Here is a 24539-nt window from a genome sequence, read left to right as displayed (position 1 = left end):
AGTTCGCTATTATTTTCTATAATTACCGTGTCTTCCCTATTTTTGTATAACAAATAAAACCACGTTAATATATGAATCTTCACGAATATCAGGGTAAAGAGATACTTGCAAGTTTTGGTGTGCGCATACAGCGCGGAATCGTTGCACATAACGCAAAAGAAGCTGTAGATGCCGCTAAACAATTAACTGCCGAGACAGGCACAGGATGGCATGTTATTAAAGCGCAAGTACACGCCGGTGGTCGTGGAAAAGGTGGTGGTGTAAAGCTTGCCAAAAACCTTAAAGAGGTAGAAGAAATAGCAGGAAGTATCATTGGTATGAACCTGATTACTCCTCAGACATCTGCCGAGGGTAAAAAAGTACACCAAGTTTTAGTTGCAGAAGACGTATACTATCCTGGCGATAGTGAAACGAGTGAATTTTACATGTCGGTACTTTTAAATCGTGGGACGGGCAGAAACATGATCATGTACTCTACTGAAGGGGGTATGGATATAGAAGAGGTGGCCGATAAAACGCCACATCTTATTTTTACGGAAGAAATAGACCCTTCCACCGGACTCTTGGGATTTCAGGCAAGAAAAATAGCTTTTAACTTGGGACTTTCCGGGATTGCATTCAAAGAAATGACAAAGTTTGTTGCTTCTTTATATAAGGCATATGTGGAAAGTGATTCTAGCATGTTTGAGATTAATCCTGTTCTAAAGACTTCTGACGACAAGATAATGGCAGTAGATGCTAAAGTATCTATCGACGATAATGCTTTATACCGTAGAAAGCAATACGCGGAAATGCGTGATTTAAGAGAAGAGAATGCCATAGAGGTAGAGGCTGGAGCTCTTGGACTCAATTATGTAGATTTAGACGGTAATGTTGGCTGTATGGTTAACGGTGCTGGTTTAGCTATGGCAACGATGGACTTGATCAAGATGGCGGGCGGTGACCCAGCAAACTTCTTGGATGTCGGGGGTACTGCCGATGCAAAAAGAGTGGAAGAGGCCTTTAGGATTATATTAAAGGATGATGGTGTTAAAGCAATTTTAGTGAATATTTTTGGAGGTATCGTTCGTTGTGATCGCGTTGCGAACGGTATTGTTGAAGCGTACAAGAACATGGGAGATGCCATAAACGTTCCTATTATCGTTAGACTACAGGGAACAAATGCTGAAATAGCAAAAGAGATTATAGATAATTCTGGATTGGCGGTACACTCTGCAGTGCAATTCCAGGAAGCTGCGGATAAAGTAAAAGAAGTATTGGCTTAAAGACGGCTATTAGACGTATTATTTTGGAGGGGAAAATGGCAATAAAGCATTTTCCCCTCTTTTTTTGTTTAACGTGTGATGTTGGAGTGGCCCGATGACAAATATAATTGCCATTCTTTTCAGCATATTTCTTAGCCGTAGAAAAATTAAACAAAGAAAATTCAATTATTTTCTTCCCTCTGTAAAAACTCGTCTTTACTCAATTTTAAGTTCTAGAAAATAGCTGTAAGTATCATGTTTACGGGTCGTTTAGATGTGTTTCCTATGTAATCCCGAACGTTTTCTTTGCGTTGGAGTATTGAATAAAAAAATGTTAAAAATCAATTTTGCTGTAACATTCTCATTTTTGGAACGTCTTTTTAGTAATTCATCATCAATCAATTATTAATCAATCTCTAGAATCATAAAGAGATAAAAACAACAAGTCATGAGAAAATTAAGTTTAGTTTTTGTAGCTGCAATGCTATTAGCAACCGGTAATGTTCTAGCTAATGATACCGAAGGAGTAAAACCTACCAAAAGTCTTTCTACACAAATCAGTAAAATGTTATCGGACAATTCTTTTTCTGAGAAAGAAAATGATTTAACCGCACAGGTGAGATTTACTTTAAATAGTGAGGGAGAAATTGTGGTACTTTCTGTAGATACGGAATATACCAGATTAGAAGGGTTTGTAAAAAGTAGATTAAACTATAAAAAAGTGGACATTTCTACTATTGAGGAAGGAAAATTATATACCATACCAGTACGTATATCGGCATAATTATTTGAATATAGCTAAAAAATCCTGATGCTTTAAAGCATCAGGATTTTTTTTTGTTCTTATATTTCACGGGAGAAATGGCCCGCTCCATCTTCTTTCTTTGTTGTGTTTTAATTCTATTGTCGTGTGCTTTCTCCGGTTTGGGTACTTTTGTCCCAAGTAGTACCTCTCCAGGTATTTTCGGGTCTTCTTTGGTCCCTCTCAGATGTATAACCAATCCATTCAGAAAGTTACGTAAAACTTGGTCTCCACATTCCATGTAATTGGGATGGTCTTCTTTTCTAAAAAATGCGCCGAGTTCGCTTTTAGACATTTTAAAATCGACCAGGGTTAAAATATCTACGATGTCGTCGTCCCTTAGTTTTAATGCTACCCTTAATTTTTTAAAAATGTCATTATTGGTCATGTACCAGATTTTTTTTCGCAAGTTATTATAAATACATTTAATAACGCCCCTACAGAAATGCTTTGATACTATAAGTTCTTTTTTTAGTTATCTATATAGTGCTTCATTCGCTCAGGCGATTTATGATACACAGACGCTTGCGTTGAAATAAATGTGGACTTTCCTAGTAATGCTGTCCCAGGTTATTTAATTAAAAACCAGTTGCTTGAAGAAATGAACGGTAAAAAAGAGAAATTAAGTATACTTTCAGAAATGATTGCTTTTGCAAGGGTAGATAATACTATAAAGCAATCTGAATACGATTTTCTTTTCAATGTCGCCCAACAACTGGAAATAAGTAAAAAATTGTTCGATGGCTTGTTCAAAAAAGAAGCGGAGCATATCGTCCCAAAGACACAGGCAGATAGATTGGTTCAGTTTCATAGACTTATGCTTCTTATGAATGTGGATGATGTAGTAGATCTTGTGGAATTAAAACGCCTTCATAATATTGGTCTGCTTATGGGATTGCCTCCTTCGGCGATAGAGCAAGTGCTATCCATAATGCATAAATATCCTAATAAGATAGTTCCTCCAGAAGTGCTCATCAATATTTTTAAAGCTCATTATAATTAGGACCAAGAGACAAAATCCGTTTCTATTTTAGATACATCCCGTTCATTATCTATATGCGTATTGATAACTAATTTGAGTTGCGCTATTTCTAAGTGGATAGCTTCCCTTAGTAGGGAGTTAGGTGCTATTGTGGCCAAAGTATTTAACATGCCCAATAATTTTTTCATAACCAATGTGTCATGCTTGCAGTAAATTCTGTAACTGGTCATTACGTTGTACAAAATTTCCGAAAACTTGATATTCTTTATCTCAACCCTATTTTTCCCGTTATCGTCTGTCAAGTAATACTGTTCTCTTTTGTCCATGTATAAGACAAATAAAGAGGTTAAGCAATCAATACTGCTCAGCGCCGTTCCGGGATCATTGATTCCCGGTGACATGGCCTTGATTCCTATTTCGGATATTTGCCTAAATCCATAAACGTCATTCTCGCCTACGAGTTCTTCATTATTGAATAATAAGGTGTCCATTATTTTTTCTCTTACCTCAGGGGGAACTGGCGTTTCGGTCAGAAAGCTGTTCGTGCCACTCACTATAAATTGTCCTTTCAAAATATGTACTATGACGTTAGTACTATGTTCTTTGCAGATTTCGAGGAGTTCATTTTCTAGAATACCATAGAAATAACCCGTTTTATTTATTTTAACGTCGGTCCAATTATCTCTTCCATTAAAATCTGCCGATACTGCATTTTGTTCCTTAATGGTTTTTAGAATTGTATTCTTGGTTCTTTCATGTATGGAGGTAAGGATTTTTCCTACTTGTATAGATTGTGAAATATGATGGATGAAATAGATAAACGAGCCAAGACATACGACTGTCAATATAATTCCTATGAGAACAGCGAATCCTGGGGTCTGATACGCGCTTCCGGTAGGCTCTATGGAGACTAGAATAAAAATCATGTAAAGTATCGTTGCAATATATATCCCGAGTACAACTTGGTGTTTTTGGTTGGATATAATGCCCGGAAGTACTCTTGGAGAAAAGTTGCTGGAGGCTTGGTTTAGAAGCACCATCACCATAGAAAAGCTAAAAACCACTAAGGATATGAGACCACTTATCAAAGTACTTAAAAGTATTTGGGCCGTATCTAAATTATTAATGACCAAGCTAGGAGCTACCTTCATCAAATAAGCGGAAATTTGCTTTTGCTCAAGATAGATCATGACAAACGCTAGTAGTACACCCAACAAAGAGATTAGGCTGGGGTAAAAGGCAATCTTGCCTTTAATGGTTTGAAAGAATTTTTTAAGTCTATTCATTTTTTTGCAGTTCTGATGAATTTAATAAAGTACAAATCAAAACTGTACTCAATCGAAAAAATAAAGATCTGAATTGAAAAAGACAAAATGACATTAATTTAGACTGGTAAAGCGACATAAAGTCAGTTTTTGTGTAATGGTATAACATTTGTCCTATAGAGGTCAATTAAGATGTTTAATCCATTAAAAATTAAGTTATGAGTATTATAAAAAGAAATGATATGGCTTTTCCTTCATTAATGAATGAAATTTTTAGACCAGATTGGTTTGGAGGTATGGAAAATCATAGATCTACTGTTCCCGCGGTGAATATCACGGACAATGAGACAAATTATGAATTGGCCCTGGCTGTTCCTGGGCGCAACAAGGAAGACTTTAACATTGAGATAGACGATAATGTATTGTCCATTTCGGCGGAAGTTAAAAAAGAGAACGAAGACGTTGAGGAGAATTATACGAGACGCGAGTTCAGCTTCACTTCCTTTAAAAGAGCGTTTACCTTACCGGATACGGTAAATACGGAGAAAATCGAGGGTAGTTACGAGAACGGAATATTGAATTTTGTTCTTCCAAAAAGGGAAGAGGCTCTACCTAAGCCAAAGCGTCTAATAGCTTTATCTTAAGGAATAATGAAATTATGGTCCTTATAGTGTAGGGACCATGATAGTTGGTTTAGTTGGTTAGTTTGGAAAAGCACTTTGAGAAATCAAGGTGCTTTTTTGTTTCATAAACGTTCCGTAAGAATTGCCAAACAGGATATAATTCCTTCTTTGAGATTGCCCAAACGAAGATTTTCATTTGGCCCATGGATGCTGTTGTCCGGATTAGGAATTCTTATGGATACTGCAGGTACGTTGAGTGTTCTTATAAAAGGGGCCATGGGCTGCGAGCCTCCGGTGGTTCTCATGTTTACCACGTTTTCACCAAAAACTTTGTACATCGCCTTGTTGAGAAATATACCAATGGGACTATCCATTTCCGTTCTAAACGGAAGAGAGCCCAGTCTATATGAAAATGAGGCCAATTTGGGATGTAATCTTCGTTCTTCTAAAGATGGAATGGAATCTACGATATGGTATCCCTTTTCCAGAATGTGGTTTTTTAACAAACTCATTTGTCTTTTTCCGCTAGTTTCGGGTACCAATCGCATATCTATTTCAATTACTACCTCTGATGGGATAATAGTGCGGACTTCCTTGCCTGTCCACCCAGCTTTAAGGCCCCTAACGTTCAGAGACGGATATTGCAGCGCTTCTTGGTACGTGTCTCCCACAGCATCCTGCTCAGCAATCCCAAGGTTCTGTTTGATACTATCTATATTTTCGGGTATTAATCCTAAGCGATATTTATCCTTATCACTTAGTGTAACACCTTCGTAGAAGTTAGGAATGCTAACACGTCCTTTCTCATCCTTAAGGCCTCCGATTAATTTTGACGCTTCAAATACGGGGTTAGGCGCAAAATTTCCATATTGCCCACTATGTAAACCGTACTTAGGTCCAAAAACCGTAATCGTTGCCGTAGCTATTCCCCGAGCTCCGAATGTAAGTGTCGGAAGATTTGAAAGGTGTCTGGTCCCGTCCATGATAAATAACATTTCGGACTGTAATAAATCTCTATTTTCTTCAACTGCTTTTGGAAGGTCGGGAGAACCAAGTTCTTCCTGAAAATCCATAATTACCTTTATGTTGAATTCCGGTTCAATCTTTTTTGATTGTAGAATTTGGAGGGCGGAAATGAGTGCAATTGCAGGTCCTTTAGAGTCCGATGCGGAGCGCGCAAAAATACGCCATTCCGGGTCCACTTTTTTATGGATGTTTTCGAAGTCTATCTTGGTCCAACCTTGCTCTTTTTTTTCTTTCAAAACCGGCTCAAAAGGATTGTCTTGATGCCATGCCGATGTATCCACTGGTTGTCCGTCAATTTGCAAATAGAATAAAATACTTTTTGCATTTTTATGAAATTTCTTTTCAGCAAAGAGTAGGGGAGCCCCTGCCGTTTTTATAGTCGTAGTTTTAAACTTCAGGGCTGTGAAAACACTGTCGCACCACTGTTTGTTTTGCGCTATTTGTTCGGGGAAATTACCGTCGTTTTGTAGTCTTAAAAAATATCGTAAATTGAAAATAGTTTCCACTAATTTGTCCGCTGCAAATTTCTCTATTTTGCCTGCACTAAGTTGTTGAGAGCTGCAATATTGTGAGAACAATAGACAGCAAGAAAAAAGAGTTAGTATCGCAATTTTCATCTTAATTAGAGCATTTTATTTGATTTTAGACTTGTCTAAAAAATTAAGTAAATAATTAAATTCCAGTATTTTAAATACTTTTATTTAAAGTTTTAGTACGATTTTTTAAAAATTGTGCTTTTCAAGAGTAAAATGGTCAATTTTCCTGTTCTTGTAACACTTTTATTTCATCCCTCAACTTTGCCGCCTGCATAAAGTCCAACTCCTTTGCGGCTTTTTCCATAGCCTTTCTTTTGTCCCTGATAAGCTTTTCTATCTGCTCTTTTGTTAGGTACTCCAGGTCTGGCTCGGCCGCTCTCAATTCCTCCTTTTCAAAGTGATACGTAGAGACCGAGTTTTTGGCTAGGACACTGTCCAAGTTTTTCTTTAATGCCTTCGGGACAATGTTATTTTTGGTATTATAATCTATCTGTTTTTGACGTCGGTAATTCGTTTCGTCAATGGTTTTTTGCATACTGTCCGTAATTTTATCGGCATACATTATTGCCATTCCGTTCAGGTTTCTTGCAGCTCTTCCAACAGTTTGTGTAAGCGATCTATTACTACGTAAAAACCCTTCTTTATCCGCATCCAAAATTGCTACTAAAGAAACCTCTGGAAGGTCTAAACCTTCCCTTAAAAGATTTACTCCGATGAGCACATCAAAAATACCTTTCCTTAGATCTTGCATAATTTCAACGCGCTCTAAAGTATCCACGTCGCTATGAATATATCTACATCGAATATTTATTCTATCCATGTATTTTGCCAACTCCTCCGCCATCCGTTTTGTCAAGGTAGTTACAAGAGTGCGTTCGTCTTTTTCGACACGTTGTTGAATCTCCTCAATAAGATTATCTATTTGATTTAAACTTGGCCTTACTTCTATTGTTGGATCTAATAATCCCGTTGGGCGTATTACCTGTTCTACGTACACACCTTGGCTTAATTGCAGTTCATAATCTGCCGGAGTGGCGCTTACGTAGATTACTTGGTTTTGCAAGGCTTCAAATTCTTCAAACTTTAATGGTCTATTATCCATTGCCGCTGGAAGTCTAAAGCCGTATTCCACTAAATTTTCCTTTCTTGAGCGGTCTCCCCCGTACATGGCGTGTACCTGTGGAATGGTGACATGGCTCTCGTCTATGACCATAAGGTAGTCATCAGGAAAGTAATCAATAAGGCAAAAGGGCCTTGTTCCCGGTTCTCTTCCATCCAGATATCTTGAATAATTCTCGATTCCGGAGCAGTACCCAAGTTCCCTTATCATTTCTAAATCAAAATTGGTACGCTCTTCAAGCCTTTTTGCCTCTAGCGGTTTTCCTATTTCCCTGAAATAATCTATCTGTTTGACGAGGTCGTCCTGAATATTGTGTATGGCATTCTGTAGCACATCTTGTGAGGTGACGAACATGTTGGCGGGATAAATGGTCAAGTTCTCATAAACCTCTATCACGTTGTTGTTGAAAGGGTCAAAGGCTTCAATTTCCTCAATTTCATCACCAAAAAAATGTATACGGAAAGCATGGTCGGCGTAACTGGGAAAAACATCCACCACATCTCCCTTTACCCTAAAATTTCCATTTCTAAAGTCCGCTGTTGTCCTGGAATACAGACTTTGCACTAACTGATGTAAAAATTTTGTCCGTGCGATTACTTGGTCTTTTTTAATGGCAATCACATTCTTTTGAAATTCCACCGGGTTTCCTATTCCGTATAAGCAGGATACGGAAGCAATTACAATAACATCACGTCTACCTGATAGTAAGGACGAGGTTGCACTTAGCCTCAGTTTTTCTATATCCTCATTAATAGAAAGGTCTTTTTCAATGTACACACCGCTTGTAGGTATGTATGCCTCAGGTTGGTAATAGTCGTAATAGGACACAAAATACTCTACCGCATTGTCAGGAAAAAATTGCTTGAACTCGGAATATAACTGGGCTGCAAGCGTTTTATTATGGGCAAGCACCAAGGTAGGTTTTTGAACTTCCTTGATAACATTTGCAATCGTGAACGTTTTACCGGAACCGGTTACACCGAGTAAAGTTTGATATTTTTCTTGCTGATCAAGTCCTGTACTTAATTCATTGATAGCATTGGGCTGATCACCAGTGGGCTTGAACTCTGAGACAACATTGAATTTCATCTTTTAAAAATACAAAACGAGCATTGTAAAGCGCTGACTTTTTCAGCAATAATGAGCAATACCTTTTAATTGTTGATAAAAATTTATCGCTAATTCTTTAAACAGCAAAACACTACCGTGACCAAGAATAAATTCTATAAATGGATTAATTTATCTTTTCAGTGAAAAGTTGCCCTTTATTTCCCTGTTCTCTAAGGATATTGCTTTAAACCAATAGTCCGATGCCGGTAGAAGTCTTCCGTTCACCATGCCGTCCCAACCCCTTGAGCTAGGTGAAATCTGAGCTAATAATTTTCCGTAACGATCGTAAATGGTAATCGTACTTACATTGATTTCTCCCGTGGCAACGGGCGGAATGTACTGCCAAAAATCATTTACTCCATCCCCGTTGGGCGTAAAGAACTTTGGAAAACCTTCTAAGGTTAAATCTTGTTCAACTCGTTCTTCATCGGTACCGCAACCTCCTTTATCCCTAACATATACCGTATATGAACCGGCAGGTACGTTAGTGAAAATATTACTGTCTTGGTACGGGCCATTAATATCGTCCAAAGCAAATTCATAAGAACCAACGCCTTGTACAATGGTCTCTAATCGCAAACCGGAGACTTGTTCCGTTACCAAAACCGTGCTTATTCTAGGTGCTTCGGAAACTACTACATTGAAGTTTTTACTGGTAGGACATTCTACGGTGTTTCCGGACTGGGCAGCTGTATTAAACGCCTCGTATCTATATTCTCCCAGTTCCGACAGTTCTACTTCGGAGCTTGTTGATATCAGTGTTTCACTGCCTCCTGTTTCTATTTTGTACCACCTGTACCCTTCGGCTACATCTGTTGAGGTAAAGGTGGTTCCCCCATTATTTAAGCAGATGCCTACTTCGTCGGGAAAATCGATTTCCGGATTTAGAAATACAAGCTCTCCCGTTACCGCATCAAAATAAGGGCCACACCCCAATATGGTAGAAAATGTTTCTTGAGTACAGCCTATGGCTTCACCAGCCGCATTGAAAGGTGTAATGGTTACGAAAAAGGTACGGTTAGGTTCAAAATCGATAACAAAGGTAGAATTCGTATCAAATACCGCGTTTTCTAAGATATCCTGGTCAAATGGAGAGGTTCCTATAGATAATCGATAACCAGTGGCACCAGGAACTGGGTTCCATTCTAAAAATGGTGTTAAGGGAACATTTATGGCTCCGTCCGCAGGGGTTATCAAACTTGTACAGTTTGGCAGTGTCGCCGCCGCCCCAGTAGTAAAAGTCGTTTCTGTACATAAGTTTGCGGCACCATTTTCATTGTACGGTGTAATGGTGATATAAAGCAAGGTGCTGGCGGGTAAATCTGCTGGCGGATTATAAGTGAGGGTATTGCCAACGTCTACATTGTTCGCCACATCGGTTCCGTTAGGTGATGTACCCATAGATACACGATACCCCGTTGCTGTAGGTGCATAGTTCCACGAAATGTTGCTGGCACTATTCACATTTGTGGTGCCGTCTAATGGAGAGCGAATCGTTGTACAAAGGGGAGGCGTTGTGACGTCTCCTGTAGTGAAACTTTGACTGGGACAGGTGATATCGGGTAGATTAAGAAAGAATAAGGTAATAGTTACAAAAATCTCAGTATTCTCGGGTAATCCAAGAGGAGGGTCGTAGGTAGTAACACTGCCAACAGCTCTTTGATTAACGATATCCGTCCCGTTAGGAGCGGTTCCCAAAGAAATAACATAACCGGTTACTCCGGGAATGTTTTCCCATGTAATGGAAGTGTCAACGGGGATGTTCGTAGCGCCATCTACCGGTCCTATCAAGTTTGGACAATCTTGGGCTTGAACTATATTCCCCATTAAAACTAAGAATGTACCGATAATCAATTTCTTCATTCGCTCTTTCTTCTAAATTGATTTATTTTTTTAACGAAAAATGCCCTTTAAATTCCCTACCGTCCTCTAAGGTGGCCTTAAACCAATAATCTGCTGCTGGCATGGCTTTCGAATCTTTTGTCCCGTTCCAGCTTGGGGTACTCGCATTTAAATTCACCAAACTTTTTCCGTAACGGTCAAAAATACTTACCGAACTGTTCATTTGAAAATTTTCATTTACCCCGATCAATTGCCAATTGTCATTTATTCCGTCTCCGTTTGGGGTAAAGAATTTAGGATATCCTATGACCGATAATTCCTGCTCAGAAATTCCACAGCCATTACTATCGCGCACGTACATAGTGTAAAATCCAGGCGCTATCCCCTCGAAAAAGTTACTTTCTTGATACATGAAACCGTCTAAAGAATATTCATAATTACCATCGCCGTCCACAAAAACTTCTAGGGTATTATTTGCAGAGATATCTTTAATTTCAATATTCCTTATCATTGCGGGGTTAGAAGGTAGTACCTTAAAATCAAAACTGGCCTCACAACTAAATGTGCTTGTACTGGTAGGGTATTCATAGGCTACGGTTAATGAATAGTCGCCCGTTTCTTTAATAGCTGCGATCTCGTTTTCTGAAATCGTTTCGTGCGTGCCATTTACGGTTCTTGTCCATAAATAACGGTCGTAGCCAGTGGGTGCGTTGATGGAAAGTTCTGGTTTATTCGTACATATCAAATATGTCTCTTGCAATGTTATTACAGGAGAAGGATGGACTACCAGTTCCACATTTGCAATATTTTCACATTGATTGGCATTCTCTTGTCGTGCAAATATGGTAGAGGTACCAGATTCGTAAATGCCGATGAGTGCATTTTTCTCTAAAGTTGCATCCTCCATGGTAGCGTAGAAAACCGTTTCAAAGTCTGAAAAATTCTCAACTATCAATTTTTCCAGATCAAAAGTAGCGCGCAGCTCTTGGCCATCACTTTTTTCGCTACATTCATGAACATATAAGGGTGAATTTATATCTGGTGGTGTAGGAACCACCTCAATCTCCAACAATCCATAATTTTCGCAGTTAAATTCGTTCACTGACTTATAATACAGTGTTTGTAAAAAAGCAGTAGTATTGGTATAGTTTTCAATGTTCGGGATTACATTATCATTTAGTAAATCTTCTTGAGTTTCATAATAGTAATAGGTCTCATCCGGATTTTCATTGACTTGGTTCAGATTTATTTGCGTAATGCCATCTGAGGGATTTATAATGTCACACTGTTTCAGAAATAAGTTATCCGCCGTAGGAATAGGATTTACCCTAATTACGGCTTCTCCAAGTATGGGGCATTTTTTAGGATCAGGGGACAGTATTTCTAATTGATACCTACCTTGGTCAATTAACTCCGAGCTGTCTATGTTTAAAAAAAATTGGTCCGGATTATCAAACGGGATACCGTCTTTACTCCAATTATAAATGGCATCCACTTCTTCATTTGTTTCTAGTCTAAAGGAATCACCTTCGCAAATTTCCAAGTAGTTGGTGGATTCCCCATTTTCATTGACTAGCAAATCCGTTTTGTCAAAGAAAGACTGAATAAAGGGTGGGAGGCCTTGTGTGCTATTTCTTCCAGATAGGGTAACCGCTCTATGGCTATAATTAGCTGCCACTCCTTTGCTATCTGGATTATTGATTACGCTTAAAAAAGGTTTTCCGGTGAAATAGTCATCCGACAAGGTTCTGTAGATCTTTCCATTATTCCCAATTTGTAAAGCACCCCTAAAAATTGGTCTTCTATCTAATTCTACTTTTGATGCTGAGATATCAATGGCTTCTATATCAAACTGAAGTAGCAAGGAAAGAAAGGATTCTTGCTGCTCAATAAATCTTGTGGTGTGGGCATAGAGAAATTGCCCTTTTGCGGAGAATTCTATTCCGTAAGGTAATTGACCGACATCGGTAATTGAAATATCCTGTCTATTCGAAAATATTCCGGTGTCGCTATCGAAATCGAATAATTGTAATCCGTCTCGCATATTGGCGCTTGCCATTTTTGAACCATCAGGAGAGAATTTTATATAACCCCTAGGGTCTTCTATTCTTAAATCCGAAAAGGTTGTTTTAACGGAATTTGTAGCTACTCCCGCAGTACTCACCTCAAAAGCATGATAGGTATTGAAAAGTGGAGATAATCCATCTTCCGAAGCTAATGTAACGACCCAAATAGACTCATCAAAGCAATTTTTAAGTAAGGCAGCAACTTTTTCAGAACAGTCTTTTAACAGGTTAATGTTCTTTTCCACTACCGCACCGTTACCATCGTTCATAGAAAGGTCTACGACGGAATAGTTAAGACCACGGTCGGCATCAGCTTCTGCCACTGAGGTATCCACTGTAAAGATGTAATAAATGTTAGGGTCTTCTGGTTTTGGAACAATTATGGCAGATTGTGTGCTAGAGGGGTCGCCGTATAAGCCCGTACCGTTCTCCATGGTGTTGTGATTTCTATCATAAACGAAAATCCCGTCCGTGTAGAATAAGAGGTCGCCAAAAGGGTCGGAAATGGAAGCACAGCCCTCAACAGTATTAATTCTTCCGTCGGTCAACGGAGTTACACTGCCATCATTATTAAATTTTATTCCCGCTCTGTTTCCAAAATACCAAGTAGCCGTCTCACCCTGCCCAAAAAAGAGATAAGGAGTTAGTAAACCAATTAGTAAAACTAAGGTTCTTATTTTTTCATAGCGTCCTCGAAAACACTACAATATAAGATAAATTGACTTTCTTTGGCTTGCTGATACTGTTAAATAGGATGAAAGGCTAGCGTATTCGTTGAGTTATATCTAAATATTAATTTTAGGTCTACCTACAGAACGCGCCTTAAGCTATAAATCTCTTTTCTTCAACAAAGCATAGGATGAATAGATGAAAATAGCCGTCCAGACCAAAACAATTAGAATTTCATACCAGTGTACGTGGTAATTCAAATTAATTTGTTCACCAACCTGGTTGGCCACTGTCTGTACAGCTTCCAGTCTGGTAATAGGTTCCTTTATGAGATTGAACATAGCCTGTAAGGGGAAGAAGCTCATAAGTATTTCAGTAGTATCTCCATCAAAGAGCTTCCAACGTACCAAGCCTCTGAAGACCAATTCAAAAATTTGCCAAAGTACTAGAAAACCAAGGGCAAAGGCAGAACGTTTCACTAAAATGCCTAAGAACAGGCAAAAAGAGAAGAAACCAACAAGTTTAATAAAGAACGCGAATACAAATTCTAGATCTGAAAATATGATGGATAATTCATTATAATCCGAATAGATCAGTCCAAGGATTAAAGAGACGACAAAGACGAATACCGTGGAGATTAGCGCAAAGGACAATACGGTCAAGAATTTGGATAGTATAAACTCTTTTTTAGATAGACCATCAATTAAATTCTGTTTAATAGTCTTGTTACTATACTCATTGGCCATCATGGAAACAATGACTATGGCTAAGAATAGTTTAAAGAACGCCGTAATAAAGGTGTTGAAATGCCAAATGTAGGGGAAGTTAAAAATACCGATTTCCGCCAAACGAACATTTGCCCCAAAAGGGAATTTGATTACGGATATCAGTGCTATTGAGGTCAACAGCACAAAGTATGATATAATAAGGACCTTACTCGCTCTGTTATTCCAAAGTTTTATGAATTCTATCTGTAGTAAACGTATCATTTCTGTGGTTTAGGGCGGTTAGTTACTTTGGTTTTTGGTTAAAGTCAGGAATTGTTCCTCAAGACTTTCTTTGCGTTTTACCAAATGCGAGAGAATTATGCCTTTGTCAAAAAGGGTTTTGTTAAAACTTTTTGCATCCATCTCTTCTTTGAGAAACGCCGTGATTAGTTCTCCCTCCTTCTTAATTTCTCCAAATCTGCCGTCTGCATTGAGTATGGAAATCAATTTATCCTCATTATCTGTTTTCAGTTCAAAAAAGCCGTGACTTGCCAACATTCCGTCCACACGACCAGAGTACAGTTTTTCCCCTTTCCTAAGAATGACCACATGGCTACATACTTTTTCAACTTCATCCAAGAGGTGAGAGGCTAAAAGTATAGTAGTTCCCTGAGACGCAATCTTCTTTATGATTTCCCGTATTTGATGGATTCCCTGTGGATCTAAACCGTTCGTTGGTTCATCGAGAATTAGAATTTCTGGATCGTTGAGTAAGGCGGACGCGATGGCCAAGCGTTGCTTCATGCCCAGGGAGTAGGTTTTAAAGGTACTGTTCTTGCGTTCTAATAGACCGACCAAAGCTAGTTTTTCTTCAATTTTATCGTTGGAAACTTCCTTGATCTTACAGACAAGTTTTAGGTTTTGTACCGCTGTCATGTAGGGGTAAAAGTTAGGTCGCTCTATAATGGCTCCCACCTTTTTTAAGGCGTCATGGGTAGAAGTGTTACCGTCGAACCAGGAGAAATTCCCCGTGGTCTTGTTTACTACGTTCAGAACAATACCTAGCGTGGTGGATTTTCCGCTACCGTTGGGTCCTAAAATGCCGTAAACATTTCCTTTTTCTATGGTGAACGATAGGTCTTTAACGGCGGTTAGGTAACCAAACTTTTTAGTGAGGTTACTCACGGTCAGTATTTTCTCCAAAATGAAGTTGCTTTTTGATTGATATACTTACTTGACGAAGAAAGCCTAACTTTGTTACAGCGCCGAGGTGTAATTTTAAGAAGACGTAATGAGCGAAGAGAAATTGATGTCAAAGAAAAAACCTGCTTACCCCGTGAGTAAGGAGTTAGATGGTTATTTGGCAAATTATAATCGGAAAATTGAAATTCCTATTTTTTATGATGATCTCCTTCGTTTTTCCGGCTCCGTGGTTGTATACAATGCCAATGATGAAGATACGCTTTGGATAAGAGTTTATTATTCAGAATTTGATAGACAGGAAATAGATGATAGTCTTAAAAAAGTATATTCCATACTGCATTCCGATGGTAGCGAAAATATTAACCAATACCTTAATGTGGATGCCGTTGATTTTTGCACCTTCGGTAATTCGAAACCCTTTCGTATAAAAATCAGAAATATTCTCAATGACAATTTCACTTATTTCTATATCAAAAGGACGGATGCATCGCGGATATATGGCCTTGAGCTAGAGCATATGCTCTCTCCTTATAACCTAAACTTTCTGGTGTACAAGGACACTTTGATAGAAGAGCATATTGCCGGAATTCCTGGGGATGAGTTCATTAAAGATATGTTACCGAAATGTACGGAGCCCGAGAAGGCACAGTTGGCCAAGGAGTTCGTGAAATTCAATGAACGTTGCATGATTCGCCTGCTTGGGGATATGCGTGCCTATAATTACGTTATTGTTCCCACACATGATTTTGATCATGTAGTCTATAAGATCCGAGCAATAGACTTTGATCAACAATGTTTCGAAGGTAAGCTAAAGGTATATCGCCCACAATTTTTCAAAGAGAACTATCAAATGGTAGAACTGGTTCGCGCTAAACTATTGCGCGATTCTGTAGACCAATATAAGTTAGAGGAACGTTCTATTGTAGCCAAACGTATTCTTAGTTCTGGAAACCGTATTAAAAAATTAAGGGCCATCTGTAAAAAGGATATCATTTCTACCAAGGAAAATATTGCAATGCTCCGCGAACAAATATTAGAACTGACCTTGGATATGGACTTTAAGAAATGCCAGACCATGGGAGAAGTCTTGGACTTGGCCTTGAACTTTGTTCGCCGTAACTATGAAGATGTTAGTATGAAACAGATTATTGAGCAGAATATTAAAATGCCCTAACTCTTCTGCTCTTTATTGAAATACACAAGATAGTAGTACATCTGCCTTTCCTCGTCCCAACCTTTTTCTACAAATTTTTCTGCTGATTCCGGATTAATGAAATCCATTTTAATCTGAATGTTCGTATCCAGATTAATGACATTTTTAATTTTTTTTCTGGCATCGGAGACCGCTTTGTTGGCAATGTCAAAATTAGAAACATCCTCAATGCTATACTTTGGACCTTTTTCTACCTTATAATGTTTAAACTCAGGAATCAGTTCTGGGTTTTCCATTACTTCGTTCAGGAAATTACTCTCCTCAAAAGCATCATTTTTTGCAAAATGATTTACCGCGCGGTTCATGAACAATACCTCTTGCTGTTTATCCTCGGCAGGTAATACAACATCTTTGGCAAAATTTTGACAGAACTTTAGGTAATTCTTGGTCTTAAAATTATCGTCCGATAACACATCAACATCTAGAAAGTGCTCTAGCCAATATTTAGTATCATATTTATTGCTATCCACAGAGAGTACTTTGTATCCTTCTTCCTTATCAACATTTAGAATAAGGCATCCCTTGTCTAGTTTGTTAATATTTATGCCCTGCTGTACTACTATGTCCAAGTTGGCATCTTTTTCTTGAAATTGAAGAAAATCGTGTTTCAACTCACTTTTAAATATACCTACGGCATCCACTTTTTGATTGTCTAAAAGTACTCCGGTTAAATAAGTGACATATACTTCTCCACTCTTGATGTGGGGATGATTGGATTGTTCAAATAAATGTGTGGCTATCTTCTTGGAATTAAGATGCGTACTAGAGCTGTCCGAAAAAATTTCGCTCACTATCTTGTAAAGCTCATTGAACTCAACATCAACTTCGTTGCTAAGTTTAAAATAGTTTTCCTCTTTTTCCCTAAAAGGTTTAAAGAAATATTCTTTTAATAACCCTGTGGTCTCATCGTTCAATGAAAAGGGTTCGGATGATAAAAAAACACCTTCGTTCTTATTTTTGTTGCCAACGCGATGAATTGAAATATTTTCGATTTGAGTGGCGTAAAGATTAATCATAGATTGTAACGATTATGAAGTAAGTAATACTTGAGGTTTGTGTTTAATTCCAGTTTTCATCAAAATCCAGGTCGTCATAGTTTTCGAAAGTATCATCAAAATCAAAAGCACTATTTTCTGATTCAAACCTTTTCTCTGGTGGATTCTCTGGCAGTTCCCCAAAACTGAACAACACATTAGGATAAGCCCTGCCATCTTCTTTTTCAACAATATCCGCCAATTCAACGAAAAAAGTCCACATGTTCAAAAAATCATAGACATAAATCAGTTTGGGACTTTTTGCAGTTATGATATCTTCCAAGAACGTCTCATTCATTAACCGCACATCCGAACCGGATTCGCTCATATCAAACAACGCGATTTCTTCTTCCTGTTTCCAATCTTCATCACAGGTATAGAAAGATGCCATTTCATTACCTAGGAAGCCAAAAGCTTGGGTAATGGCATTATGAAAATCCTCCAGGGAGTTGTGCGCCTCTATCTCTAGGTCCCGGAAAATATCCTCCTCTGCATCAAGTATAATTCTGATTTTGTAAACCATTCCTTAAATTTTGTGGGATGGCAAAGTTACGAAGTTTTCAGACTAATTTTAGGCTTTAACGCATCTAAAACTAAATAGAACTGCACCCCGAACAGAATGGATGCCAATACCAAATGAAGCGGTTGACTTGCAAAGGGGAAATCTAGATAATACATCGCTATACCAGAGAATATTTCAACGATTAGAATAAAAAGTACCCAGAATATCTTAATGTGCCCAAGTTTTAGAGTAATGATTCTGTAGGCCAGTAAGGAATTGATCAGAAGAATAGCTATAGAGAAGGACCTATGAAAATAAAACTTAAAGGTTGGGTTCTGTAGCCAAAGGTTTTTTGCATTTTCACCAACCAGGTCTATTTGGTCGTCTACAAATTGCCTTACCTGTGTTCCTAGAACTACCTGAACCAGGGTAAAAATTAAAGCGACCACTGCTAAAACTAAGGTGTTCTTGTCAAAAGAAATTCTCTTGTTCTCTTTGTTTACCCTGAAAATGATATAGAGTAGCAGCGCAACTATCAATAAGGCCATGAGCATGTGTGTGGTAATCTTAACGGGCTCTAAGACGGAATAAACTACCGTTGCGCCCAACCATGCCTGAAAACCCATTCCCAGAACTACCAACCACGACAATATGGTGATTTGTCTTTTGTTTTTCCAGTATTTGATGGATGCAAAGGCTAAAATTAGCGTTGCTAAACCGGCGAGTGCACCTAAGAGTCGGTTTATATATTCTATCCAGGTATGCCAAGGGTTAAAGATAGCATAGTCATGTTTGGTGTATTGCTCCCAATTTTCGTTGCTGAATTTTAAACCAGTTATGATATCTTCTTTAGCAACCTGAAGTGTTTCGTTCAGAATAATAACCTGTCCTTTCTCAAATTTTTTGTTGGGTCGCCATTGCAACACGGAGGCTTCGGTAGGAGGGATGTAATACCCAAAACACTTGGGCCAATCCGGACATCCCATACCGCTTCCCGTCATACGGACTACGGCGCCCGCAACAATTACTAGATACACCAGTATCAAGGCTGTTTTGGCTATTTTTCTAAAGGATACCATATACTATTTTTTAAGACCAAGGGATGCACCCTTCTTTAACATAAAATCCCGCGCAGCTCCATGTTCATTTGGTATTTCACCCTCAAGGATAGCTTCTTTAATAGCCTCCTTTATTATTCCTATCTCTTTTGAGGGTTTCAAATTAAAGGCTTTCATAATCTCCTCACCACTTACAGGGGGCTGAAAATTGCGGATTCTGTCGCGTTCTTCTACTTCCGTAATTTTCTCACGCACGAGCTTAAAATTATTCTTGTAACGCCGTTGTTTTTTTGGGTTTTTAGTAGTGATGTCGGCCTCGCATAGTGTCATTAAGTCTTCTACGTCCTCTCCGGCATCAAAAACGAGTCTTCTCACGGCCGAATCGGTTACAAATTCCTCGGCCAAGACTATTGGTCTTGAGCTCATCAACACCAATTTTTGAACGTATTTCATTTTTTCGTTCAAAGGAAGCCGTAATCTTTTGAAGAGCTTGTATACCATTTTCGAACCAACGAACTCATGCCCGTGAAAGGTCCAACCAATTTTCTTGTGGAAGCGCTTGGTAGGGGCTTTGCCAATATCATGCAGTAATGCCGCCCATCTTAACCAGAGCTTGTCCGTGGTCTTACAAATATTATCGACCACTTCCAGGGTATGCCAGAAATTATCCTTATGCTTTTGACCTTCGATTTCTTCAATGCCCTGCAAAGCCGTCAGCTCTGGGAGTATAAGTTCCAGTAACCCTGTTTTGTGTAACAGAGAAAAACCTTTAGATGGCACGTCGCAAAGCATTATTTTGTTCAGTTCGTCCACTATACGCTCTTTGGATATGATTTTTATACGCGCTTTATTGTCCGTAATCGCTTGGAGCGATTTCGCTTCAATAACAAAATTAAGTTGCGTCGCAAAACGTATGGCGCGCATCATTCTCAACGGATCATCGGAATACGTGATATCCGGGTCTAGTGGTGTACGTATTATTCCCTTTTCTAGCGCGACTATACCATCAAAAGGGTCTAGTAAATTTCCAAAATCATAGGAATTAAGGGATAGTGCTAGGGCATTGATGGTGAAATCTCGTCTATTTTGGTCGTCTTGAAGTGTACCATTTTCTACTACGGGTTTTCGGCTATCCCTGTGGTAACTTTCTTTTCTAGCGCCAACAAATTCTAATTCAATATCATCATGCTTGATCATGGCCGTGCCAAAATTCTTAAAGACCGAAATAGCTGGGTTACCCTCTAATTTAGACGCCACTTTTTCCGCCAATGCTATTCCGCTTCCAACAGCAACGATATCGATATCCTTTGCAGTTCCTCGATTCAGTAAATAATCGCGTACAAAACCGCCGATCACATAACATTCTACCCCAAGCTCATCAGCTGCTTGTGAAATGATTGAAAATATGGGGTCTGTTAAAGCTTTTTCGTGGCTTTCCTGCATAGTGCTAATGACGAATAATCTTGACGGTACCGTCGTTTCCTAGTTTAATGATGGATGAAGGGTTGGCAATTTCCTTATCCTGATACAAATTTACCACATAGTCTACACCTGCTAAAATAGCGCCATCTATTTCTTCAAAATTTTTTGGAAGGGGTGTTCCCGCAATATTTGCCGCCGCGGCTACTATTGGCTTCTTAAACCTTCCAATAAGATAGCTGCAAAACTTATCGTTTGCTACGCGAACAGCTACAGAACCGTCCGTTCCTAGGACATTCTTAGCGAAGCCTTTTGGAATATCGTAAACTATAGTCGTCGCTTTGGTAGCCAAATCCATGATATCAAAAGCAAGGTCTGGTACAGTGGCCACATAACGTTCTAACATGGCGTCATTGGCGACCAGACAAATGGTTGTTTCGCTAAGGTTTTCTTGTTTTAAATCCTGAATCTTTTTTACCGCTAGCTCATTTGTAGCGTCGCAGCCTATTGCCCAAAAGGTATCGGTAGGATAGAGGATAAGACCTCCTTTGTGCAATATCTCGACAGATTCGTTAATCTCTTTTGTCATTTAAATGGCATCAAGTTAAAGCGCTATAGAAAATTTTCGAATGGAATATTAAAGTATTCGGTGACTGCAATCCATTGAATTTTATTCTTATCAGCTCCAATATTCGTTTTTTTCAAAGAGTATTTTTGCGAACCGAGAATTGGTATTGCCCTTTGAGGCCTATTGGAAGCTAAAATTGCCTTGGTATTCTTCAAAATTGCCATAGCTTTAAACCATAAGTCATCAGCATATGGCGTTAGTTCTAAAAAAAGCTCTGATTCTGTTGTCTTTTCAGACAAGACATCCGGTGGGTAAAGAACGCCTTCGGCACCAATGGGTATTACTGCATTCTGGTTAAAAGTCCTTTCATTTCTATATACCCAATTTTTGTAAGACAATGGGTTTCCATTTGAATCATATTGAATGTACCTTGTTTGATTTGCAATAATATAATCGGGATTCCTCAAATGCTCTTCATAAATATTTTCAAGCCAATTGGGCCTATACATAAAGTCATCATCGCAGGTTATGATAATTTCATTCGGAAATTCTTCCAAAGAGTGAACCAATTTTCTATGAGAACAATTTAATTGTGAATACCTGATTTCAAAAATTTCGTTCTCGAGGTCTTTTAATACTTTAGGGAGTTTCTTTTTTAAATCAACATTAAGCCATAATATTACTTTTTTTGGTTGTACGCTTTGGTTTAGAAGGCTTCTAATAGTAAGATGCAAAGTTTTAAGTCTCGACGGAATAGAAGTTAAAGAGACTATCGGAGGGATTTTTTTTTTATTACCAGTTTCTAAATCTTTTTTTGATTTTGTCAATAAACGAAAAGAAGTGTAAATAGATAGTGGTATTTCTTTCAACTTCATCCTGCAATGTTGTTATTTGCTATTTAAATAAAAATCGATAATTAAATAGATCGGCTTAAGTAACTCAAAGATAGATAAGACTTTTATATTTTTGTACTATTATGAAGGACACCGTTGAAATTCCCAAAATAAGTGTTATCGTTAGCACCTACAATGCCGAAGAATGGTTACAAAAGGTCCTTTGGGGTTTTAACCAACAAACGTTCAGGAATTTTGAGGTGGTCATTGCCGATGACGGATCTAGGGATGCCACCAAAGAGCTGTTAGAACAAATGTCCAAAGAGGTTTTCTATCCTATAGTACATGTTTGGCAGGAAGACGATGGATTTCAAAAGTCTAGAATTCTTAATAAAGCCGTATCGTCCTGTGCTGCCGAATACATTATCATGACCGATGGGGATTGCATACCGCGAGAGGACTTTGTACAGGTACATTATATCAATAAAGAAGAAGGTTACTTTATTTCTGGTGGGTATTATATGTTACCCATGAATATTTCTAAATTGATTACCCTAGAGGATATTCAAAAGCAGAATTGTTTCAATATCAATTGGCTTAAAGAAAAAGGAATTCCGCAAACCTTCAAAAATAACAAGCTAACCGCTAATGGTCTTATCTCTAAATTGCTCAATTGGATAACCCCAACTAATGCAAGTTGGAACGGTCATAATTCCTCTGGATGGAAAAAAGACATACTTAACGTAAACGGATTTGATGAGCGTATGCAGTATGGCGGACAGGATCGTGAGCTCGGTGAGCGACTCTTTAACTTTGGTGTTAAGTCCAAACAATTACGATATAGTGCCGTTTGCGTGCACCTAGACCATAAAAGGGGTTACAAAACACCAGAATCAATCGCGAAAAATGTGGGAATAAGAAAGGATACCAAACGAGAAAAACGGGTATGGACTTTTTATGGCATCACTAAATAGTACGCCAATTTATTCTTCTGTTCTAGTCGTTTCAGTTCTTTAAAACGTTCCAATACACCAAGCGCATTGAGGTAACAAACGGAAAATCCTTTTTTACCGTCCAAGAAACCAAGTCTAAGGATATAATGATTGAAGAACTTCCAACTTGGCTTAATGCACATAAGAACATAGTTAAAAGACTTCTCCGTGTAGAAAGACTCTACCGCTTTTAACCTACCGTATTTTAACATTTTACTTTTGTAATCCTCGTAATTCTTGTAACAATAATGAATAAGTTTTTCATTGAGTATACCAGACTTTCCATCTACGTCCAACGTTTCATGGACTATTTTCCGATCACAAAACTTGGCCTTACTTTTTCTGAAAAGGCGGTAGTTTTTATCGGTCTGCCAACCGCTAAATCTTAATTTTTCGTCTTGGAACATAAACTGTCTATAGAACCAAAATGCTACTTCCTCAGGCTGTCCGTCAACAGTTTGTGTTATCTCATCCTTTAAAGTTGGGGAGACAATTTCATCGGCATCTAAAAATAGTACCCAATCATTGGATGCCTGTTTAAGTGTGAAGGACTTCTGCGCGGTAAAGTTTTCAAACGGGTGCTGTATGACCTTTACTTTAGGGTGCTTTAGAAGATATTCATAGGTACCATCCGTACTAAAGGAATCTACGACTATGATTTCATCTGCAAAAGAAACGGACTCAATACATTTTTCTATGTAACCCATTTCATTATAGGTAATAATCAGGGCCGATATTTTCTCTGCTATGTTAGTCATACAATGAATAAGTAGGATTGTCTAAATAGTTCAACAAAGTTATAACTAAAAAAAAGCAAAAAAGTATAATTAAGATAAATTTCCTACAAAATATTAGACAGCAACATCATAGGTCCGCAATGCATCGTTCAACGATGTTTTCTTATTGGTACTTTCTTTTCTTGTGCCGATAATTAGGGCACAAGGCACGTTAAATTCTCCCGCAGGAAACTTCTTAGTATAACTCCCTGGTATAACAACTGAACGGGCGGGAACCCTACCTTTTAATTCTATCGGATTTTCTTTTGTGACGTCAATAATCTTAGTAGAGGCCGTTAAAACTACATTTGCTCCGAGTACCGCCTCAGTTTCAACGTGCACTCCTTCAACAACGATACATCTAGAACCAATGAAGGCATTGTCTTCAATTATAACGGGTGATGCCTGTAGTGGCTCTAGCACCCCTCCAATACCAACACCTCCGCTTAGGTGTACGTTCTTTCCTATTTGAGCACAGCTACCTACCGTTGCCCATGTATCTACCATTGTCCCTTCATCCACGTAAGCGCCGATATTAACGTAGCTTGGCATTAGAATAGTTCCTGGTGATATGTAGGCCCCGTGTCTGGCTACCGCATTGGGAACAACACGTATACCTTTTTCCGCGTAACCTTTTTTCAAAGGCATTTTATCATGATATTCAAATATCCCCGCTTCAAGGGTTTCCATCTTTTGAATTGGAAAATACAGCACAACAGCCTTTTTTACCCACTCGTTTATTTGCCAGCCGTCTGTGGTTGGTTCTGCGCAACGTAACTTGCCCAGGTCAATTAAATTGATAACCTCCCTAATCGCTTTTTGAATATGGTCTTCTTTTAAAAGCTCTCTGTTTTGCCAAGCTTTTTCTATGGTATTTCTTAAATCCGTCATTTTTCCTAAAATTTTGTCAAATATAGGCTGAAGTTCAGTAATTAGCTCCCATGAGAGA

22 protein-coding genes are annotated in these 24539 nt (G+C 38.5%); 6 read left to right on the top strand and 16 right to left on the bottom strand.

What is annotated here, in order from left to right:
* Positions 1–71: 71 nt before the first annotated feature.
* Together sucC and EJ994_RS08030 are read left to right on the top strand one after the other, a co-directional pair.
* Positions 72–1265 carry an ADP-forming succinate--CoA ligase subunit beta gene (gene sucC, locus EJ994_RS08035; RefSeq protein ID WP_126591983.1) on the top strand — a complete coding sequence of 398 codons (1194 nt, stop codon included), beginning with the start codon at positions 72–74 and terminating at the stop codon, positions 1263–1265.
* 427 nt (positions 1266–1692) lie between these two features.
* Entirely contained in the window at positions 1693–2028 is a 336-nt protein-coding gene (locus EJ994_RS08030; protein ID WP_099573751.1) for a hypothetical protein, read from the top strand.
* A 40-nt stretch (positions 2029–2068) separates the two neighbouring features.
* On the opposite strand, the gene EJ994_RS08025 is transcribed toward EJ994_RS08030, so the two are convergent.
* Entirely contained in the window at positions 2069–2434 is a 366-nt protein-coding gene (locus EJ994_RS08025) for a DUF1456 family protein (RefSeq protein WP_126591982.1), read from the bottom strand.
* Positions 2435–2647: 213 nt separating this feature from the next.
* Between EJ994_RS08025 and EJ994_RS08020 the strand changes: the two genes are divergently transcribed.
* Entirely contained in the window at positions 2648–3049 is a 402-nt protein-coding gene (locus tag EJ994_RS08020) for a TerB family tellurite resistance protein (RefSeq protein ID WP_126591981.1), read from the top strand.
* Here the strand turns inward: EJ994_RS08020 and EJ994_RS08015 are convergent.
* Complete coding sequence (locus EJ994_RS08015) at positions 3046–4314, bottom strand: DUF2254 domain-containing protein (RefSeq protein WP_126591980.1); 1269 nt, start codon at positions 4312–4314, stop codon at positions 3046–3048. The two genes, EJ994_RS08020 and EJ994_RS08015, sit on opposite strands and share 4 nt — an antisense overlap.
* Positions 4315–4511: 197 nt before the next feature.
* Here EJ994_RS08015 and EJ994_RS08010 point away from each other — a divergent pair, with 197 nt between their 5' ends.
* A complete protein-coding gene (locus EJ994_RS08010) occupies positions 4512–4937 on the top strand; it encodes an Hsp20/alpha crystallin family protein (RefSeq protein WP_126591979.1) in 426 nt (141 codons plus the stop codon).
* Positions 4938–5038: 101 nt separating this feature from the next.
* On the opposite strand, the gene EJ994_RS08005 is transcribed toward EJ994_RS08010, so the two are convergent.
* The 6 genes from EJ994_RS08005 to EJ994_RS07980 form a co-directional block, all read right to left on the bottom strand.
* Positions 5039–6559: a M20/M25/M40 family metallo-hydrolase gene (locus EJ994_RS08005; protein ID WP_126591978.1), complete on the bottom strand. Its 1521-nt coding sequence runs from the start codon at positions 6557–6559 to the stop codon at positions 5039–5041.
* A gap of 136 nt (positions 6560–6695) precedes the next feature.
* Entirely contained in the window at positions 6696–8687 is a 1992-nt protein-coding gene (gene uvrB / locus EJ994_RS08000; RefSeq protein WP_126591977.1) for an excinuclease ABC subunit UvrB, read from the bottom strand.
* A 150-nt stretch (positions 8688–8837) separates the two neighbouring features.
* Positions 8838–10571, bottom strand: a complete 1734-nt coding sequence (locus EJ994_RS07995) for a T9SS type B sorting domain-containing protein (protein WP_126591976.1) — start codon at positions 10569–10571, stop codon at positions 8838–8840.
* Between the two features lie 22 nt (positions 10572–10593).
* On the bottom strand, positions 10594–13164 hold the full coding sequence (locus EJ994_RS07990; RefSeq protein WP_241240881.1) for a T9SS type B sorting domain-containing protein: 2571 nt from the start codon (positions 13162–13164) through the stop codon (positions 10594–10596).
* Positions 13165–13443: 279 nt separating this feature from the next.
* Positions 13444–14274, bottom strand: a complete 831-nt coding sequence (locus EJ994_RS07985) for an ABC transporter permease (protein WP_126591974.1) — start codon at positions 14272–14274, stop codon at positions 13444–13446.
* Positions 14275–14292: 18 nt separating this feature from the next.
* A complete protein-coding gene (locus EJ994_RS07980) occupies positions 14293–15195 on the bottom strand; it encodes an ABC transporter ATP-binding protein (RefSeq protein WP_126591973.1) in 903 nt (300 codons plus the stop codon).
* A gap of 88 nt (positions 15196–15283) precedes the next feature.
* Here EJ994_RS07980 and EJ994_RS07975 point away from each other — a divergent pair, with 88 nt between their 5' ends.
* Complete coding sequence (locus EJ994_RS07975) at positions 15284–16369, top strand: hypothetical protein (RefSeq protein ID WP_126591972.1); 1086 nt, start codon at positions 15284–15286, stop codon at positions 16367–16369.
* Here the strand turns inward: EJ994_RS07975 and EJ994_RS07970 are convergent.
* From EJ994_RS07970 to EJ994_RS07945, 6 genes are read right to left on the bottom strand one after another with little or no spacing between them, the layout of a single operon-like run.
* Positions 16366–17424, bottom strand: coding sequence for a nucleoid-associated protein (locus EJ994_RS07970; RefSeq protein WP_126591971.1), 1059 nt, complete (start codon positions 17422–17424; stop codon positions 16366–16368). The genes EJ994_RS07975 and EJ994_RS07970 overlap by 4 nt on opposite strands.
* Positions 17425–17467: 43 nt before the next feature.
* Positions 17468–17965 (bottom strand): IS1096 element passenger TnpR family protein, encoded by a 498-nt coding sequence (locus tag EJ994_RS07965; RefSeq protein WP_126591970.1) that lies wholly within the window; start codon positions 17963–17965, stop codon positions 17468–17470.
* 26 nt (positions 17966–17991) lie between these two features.
* Positions 17992–19023 carry a COX15/CtaA family protein gene (locus EJ994_RS07960; RefSeq protein ID WP_126591969.1) on the bottom strand — a complete coding sequence of 344 codons (1032 nt, stop codon included), beginning with the start codon at positions 19021–19023 and terminating at the stop codon, positions 17992–17994.
* 3 nt (positions 19024–19026) lie between these two features.
* Entirely contained in the window at positions 19027–20445 is a 1419-nt protein-coding gene (locus tag EJ994_RS07955) for a CCA tRNA nucleotidyltransferase (RefSeq protein WP_126591968.1), read from the bottom strand.
* Positions 20446–20449: 4 nt separating this feature from the next.
* The gene (locus tag EJ994_RS07950; protein ID WP_126591967.1) at positions 20450–21010 is read right to left on the bottom strand and encodes an L-threonylcarbamoyladenylate synthase; all 561 of its coding nucleotides are present in this window, start codon (positions 21008–21010) and stop codon (positions 20450–20452) included.
* A 23-nt stretch (positions 21011–21033) separates the two neighbouring features.
* Positions 21034–21864, bottom strand: coding sequence for a glycosyltransferase (locus EJ994_RS07945; RefSeq protein ID WP_126591966.1), 831 nt, complete (start codon positions 21862–21864; stop codon positions 21034–21036).
* A gap of 101 nt (positions 21865–21965) precedes the next feature.
* Between EJ994_RS07945 and EJ994_RS07940 the strand changes: the two genes are divergently transcribed.
* Positions 21966–22796, top strand: a complete 831-nt coding sequence (locus tag EJ994_RS07940; protein WP_126591965.1) for a glycosyltransferase family 2 protein — start codon at positions 21966–21968, stop codon at positions 22794–22796.
* Here EJ994_RS07940 and EJ994_RS07935 read toward each other — a convergent pair.
* Together EJ994_RS07935 and EJ994_RS07930 are read right to left on the bottom strand one after the other, a co-directional pair.
* Complete coding sequence (locus EJ994_RS07935; RefSeq protein ID WP_126591964.1) at positions 22778–23572, bottom strand: glycosyltransferase family 2 protein; 795 nt, start codon at positions 23570–23572, stop codon at positions 22778–22780. The genes EJ994_RS07940 and EJ994_RS07935 overlap by 19 nt on opposite strands.
* Positions 23573–23665: 93 nt before the next feature.
* Positions 23666–24481, bottom strand: coding sequence for a 2,3,4,5-tetrahydropyridine-2,6-dicarboxylate N-succinyltransferase (locus EJ994_RS07930; RefSeq protein ID WP_126591963.1), 816 nt, complete (start codon positions 24479–24481; stop codon positions 23666–23668).
* Positions 24482–24539: the final 58 nt, after the last annotated feature.

This window comes from Maribacter sp. MJ134, from assembly GCF_003970695.1.
GTDB lineage: Bacteria > Bacteroidota > Bacteroidia > Flavobacteriales > Flavobacteriaceae > Maribacter.
This window is presented reverse-complemented; position numbering and strand designations above follow the sequence as displayed.

Coding starts and splice junctions, on each gene's coding strand:
- sucC (WP_126591983.1), top strand. CDS start 72: ATGAATCTTCACGAATATCAGGGTAAAGAGATACTTGCAAGTTTTGGT.
- EJ994_RS08030 (WP_099573751.1), top strand. CDS start 1,693: ATGAGAAAATTAAGTTTAGTTTTTGTAGCTGCAATGCTATTAGCAACC.
- EJ994_RS08025 (WP_126591982.1), bottom strand. CDS start 2,434: ATGACCAATAATGACATTTTTAAAAAATTAAGGGTAGCATTAAAACTA.
- EJ994_RS08020 (WP_126591981.1), top strand. CDS start 2,648: ATGAACGGTAAAAAAGAGAAATTAAGTATACTTTCAGAAATGATTGCT.
- EJ994_RS08015 (WP_126591980.1), bottom strand. CDS start 4,314: ATGAATAGACTTAAAAAATTCTTTCAAACCATTAAAGGCAAGATTGCC.
- EJ994_RS08010 (WP_126591979.1), top strand. CDS start 4,512: ATGAGTATTATAAAAAGAAATGATATGGCTTTTCCTTCATTAATGAAT.
- EJ994_RS08005 (WP_126591978.1), bottom strand. CDS start 6,559: ATGAAAATTGCGATACTAACTCTTTTTTCTTGCTGTCTATTGTTCTCA.
- uvrB (WP_126591977.1), bottom strand. CDS start 8,687: ATGAAATTCAATGTTGTCTCAGAGTTCAAGCCCACTGGTGATCAGCCC.
- EJ994_RS07995 (WP_126591976.1), bottom strand. CDS start 10,571: ATGAAGAAATTGATTATCGGTACATTCTTAGTTTTAATGGGGAATATA.
- EJ994_RS07985 (WP_126591974.1), bottom strand. CDS start 14,274: ATGATACGTTTACTACAGATAGAATTCATAAAACTTTGGAATAACAGA.
- EJ994_RS07975 (WP_126591972.1), top strand. CDS start 15,284: ATGAGCGAAGAGAAATTGATGTCAAAGAAAAAACCTGCTTACCCCGTG.
- EJ994_RS07970 (WP_126591971.1), bottom strand. CDS start 17,424: ATGATTAATCTTTACGCCACTCAAATCGAAAATATTTCAATTCATCGC.
- EJ994_RS07965 (WP_126591970.1), bottom strand. CDS start 17,965: ATGGTTTACAAAATCAGAATTATACTTGATGCAGAGGAGGATATTTTC.
- EJ994_RS07960 (WP_126591969.1), bottom strand. CDS start 19,023: ATGGTATCCTTTAGAAAAATAGCCAAAACAGCCTTGATACTGGTGTAT.
- EJ994_RS07955 (WP_126591968.1), bottom strand. CDS start 20,445: ATGCAGGAAAGCCACGAAAAAGCTTTAACAGACCCCATATTTTCAATC.
- EJ994_RS07950 (WP_126591967.1), bottom strand. CDS start 21,010: ATGACAAAAGAGATTAACGAATCTGTCGAGATATTGCACAAAGGAGGT.
- EJ994_RS07945 (WP_126591966.1), bottom strand. CDS start 21,864: ATGAAGTTGAAAGAAATACCACTATCTATTTACACTTCTTTTCGTTTA.
- EJ994_RS07940 (WP_126591965.1), top strand. CDS start 21,966: ATGAAGGACACCGTTGAAATTCCCAAAATAAGTGTTATCGTTAGCACC.
- EJ994_RS07935 (WP_126591964.1), bottom strand. CDS start 23,572: ATGACTAACATAGCAGAGAAAATATCGGCCCTGATTATTACCTATAAT.
- EJ994_RS07930 (WP_126591963.1), bottom strand. CDS start 24,481: ATGACGGATTTAAGAAATACCATAGAAAAAGCTTGGCAAAACAGAGAG.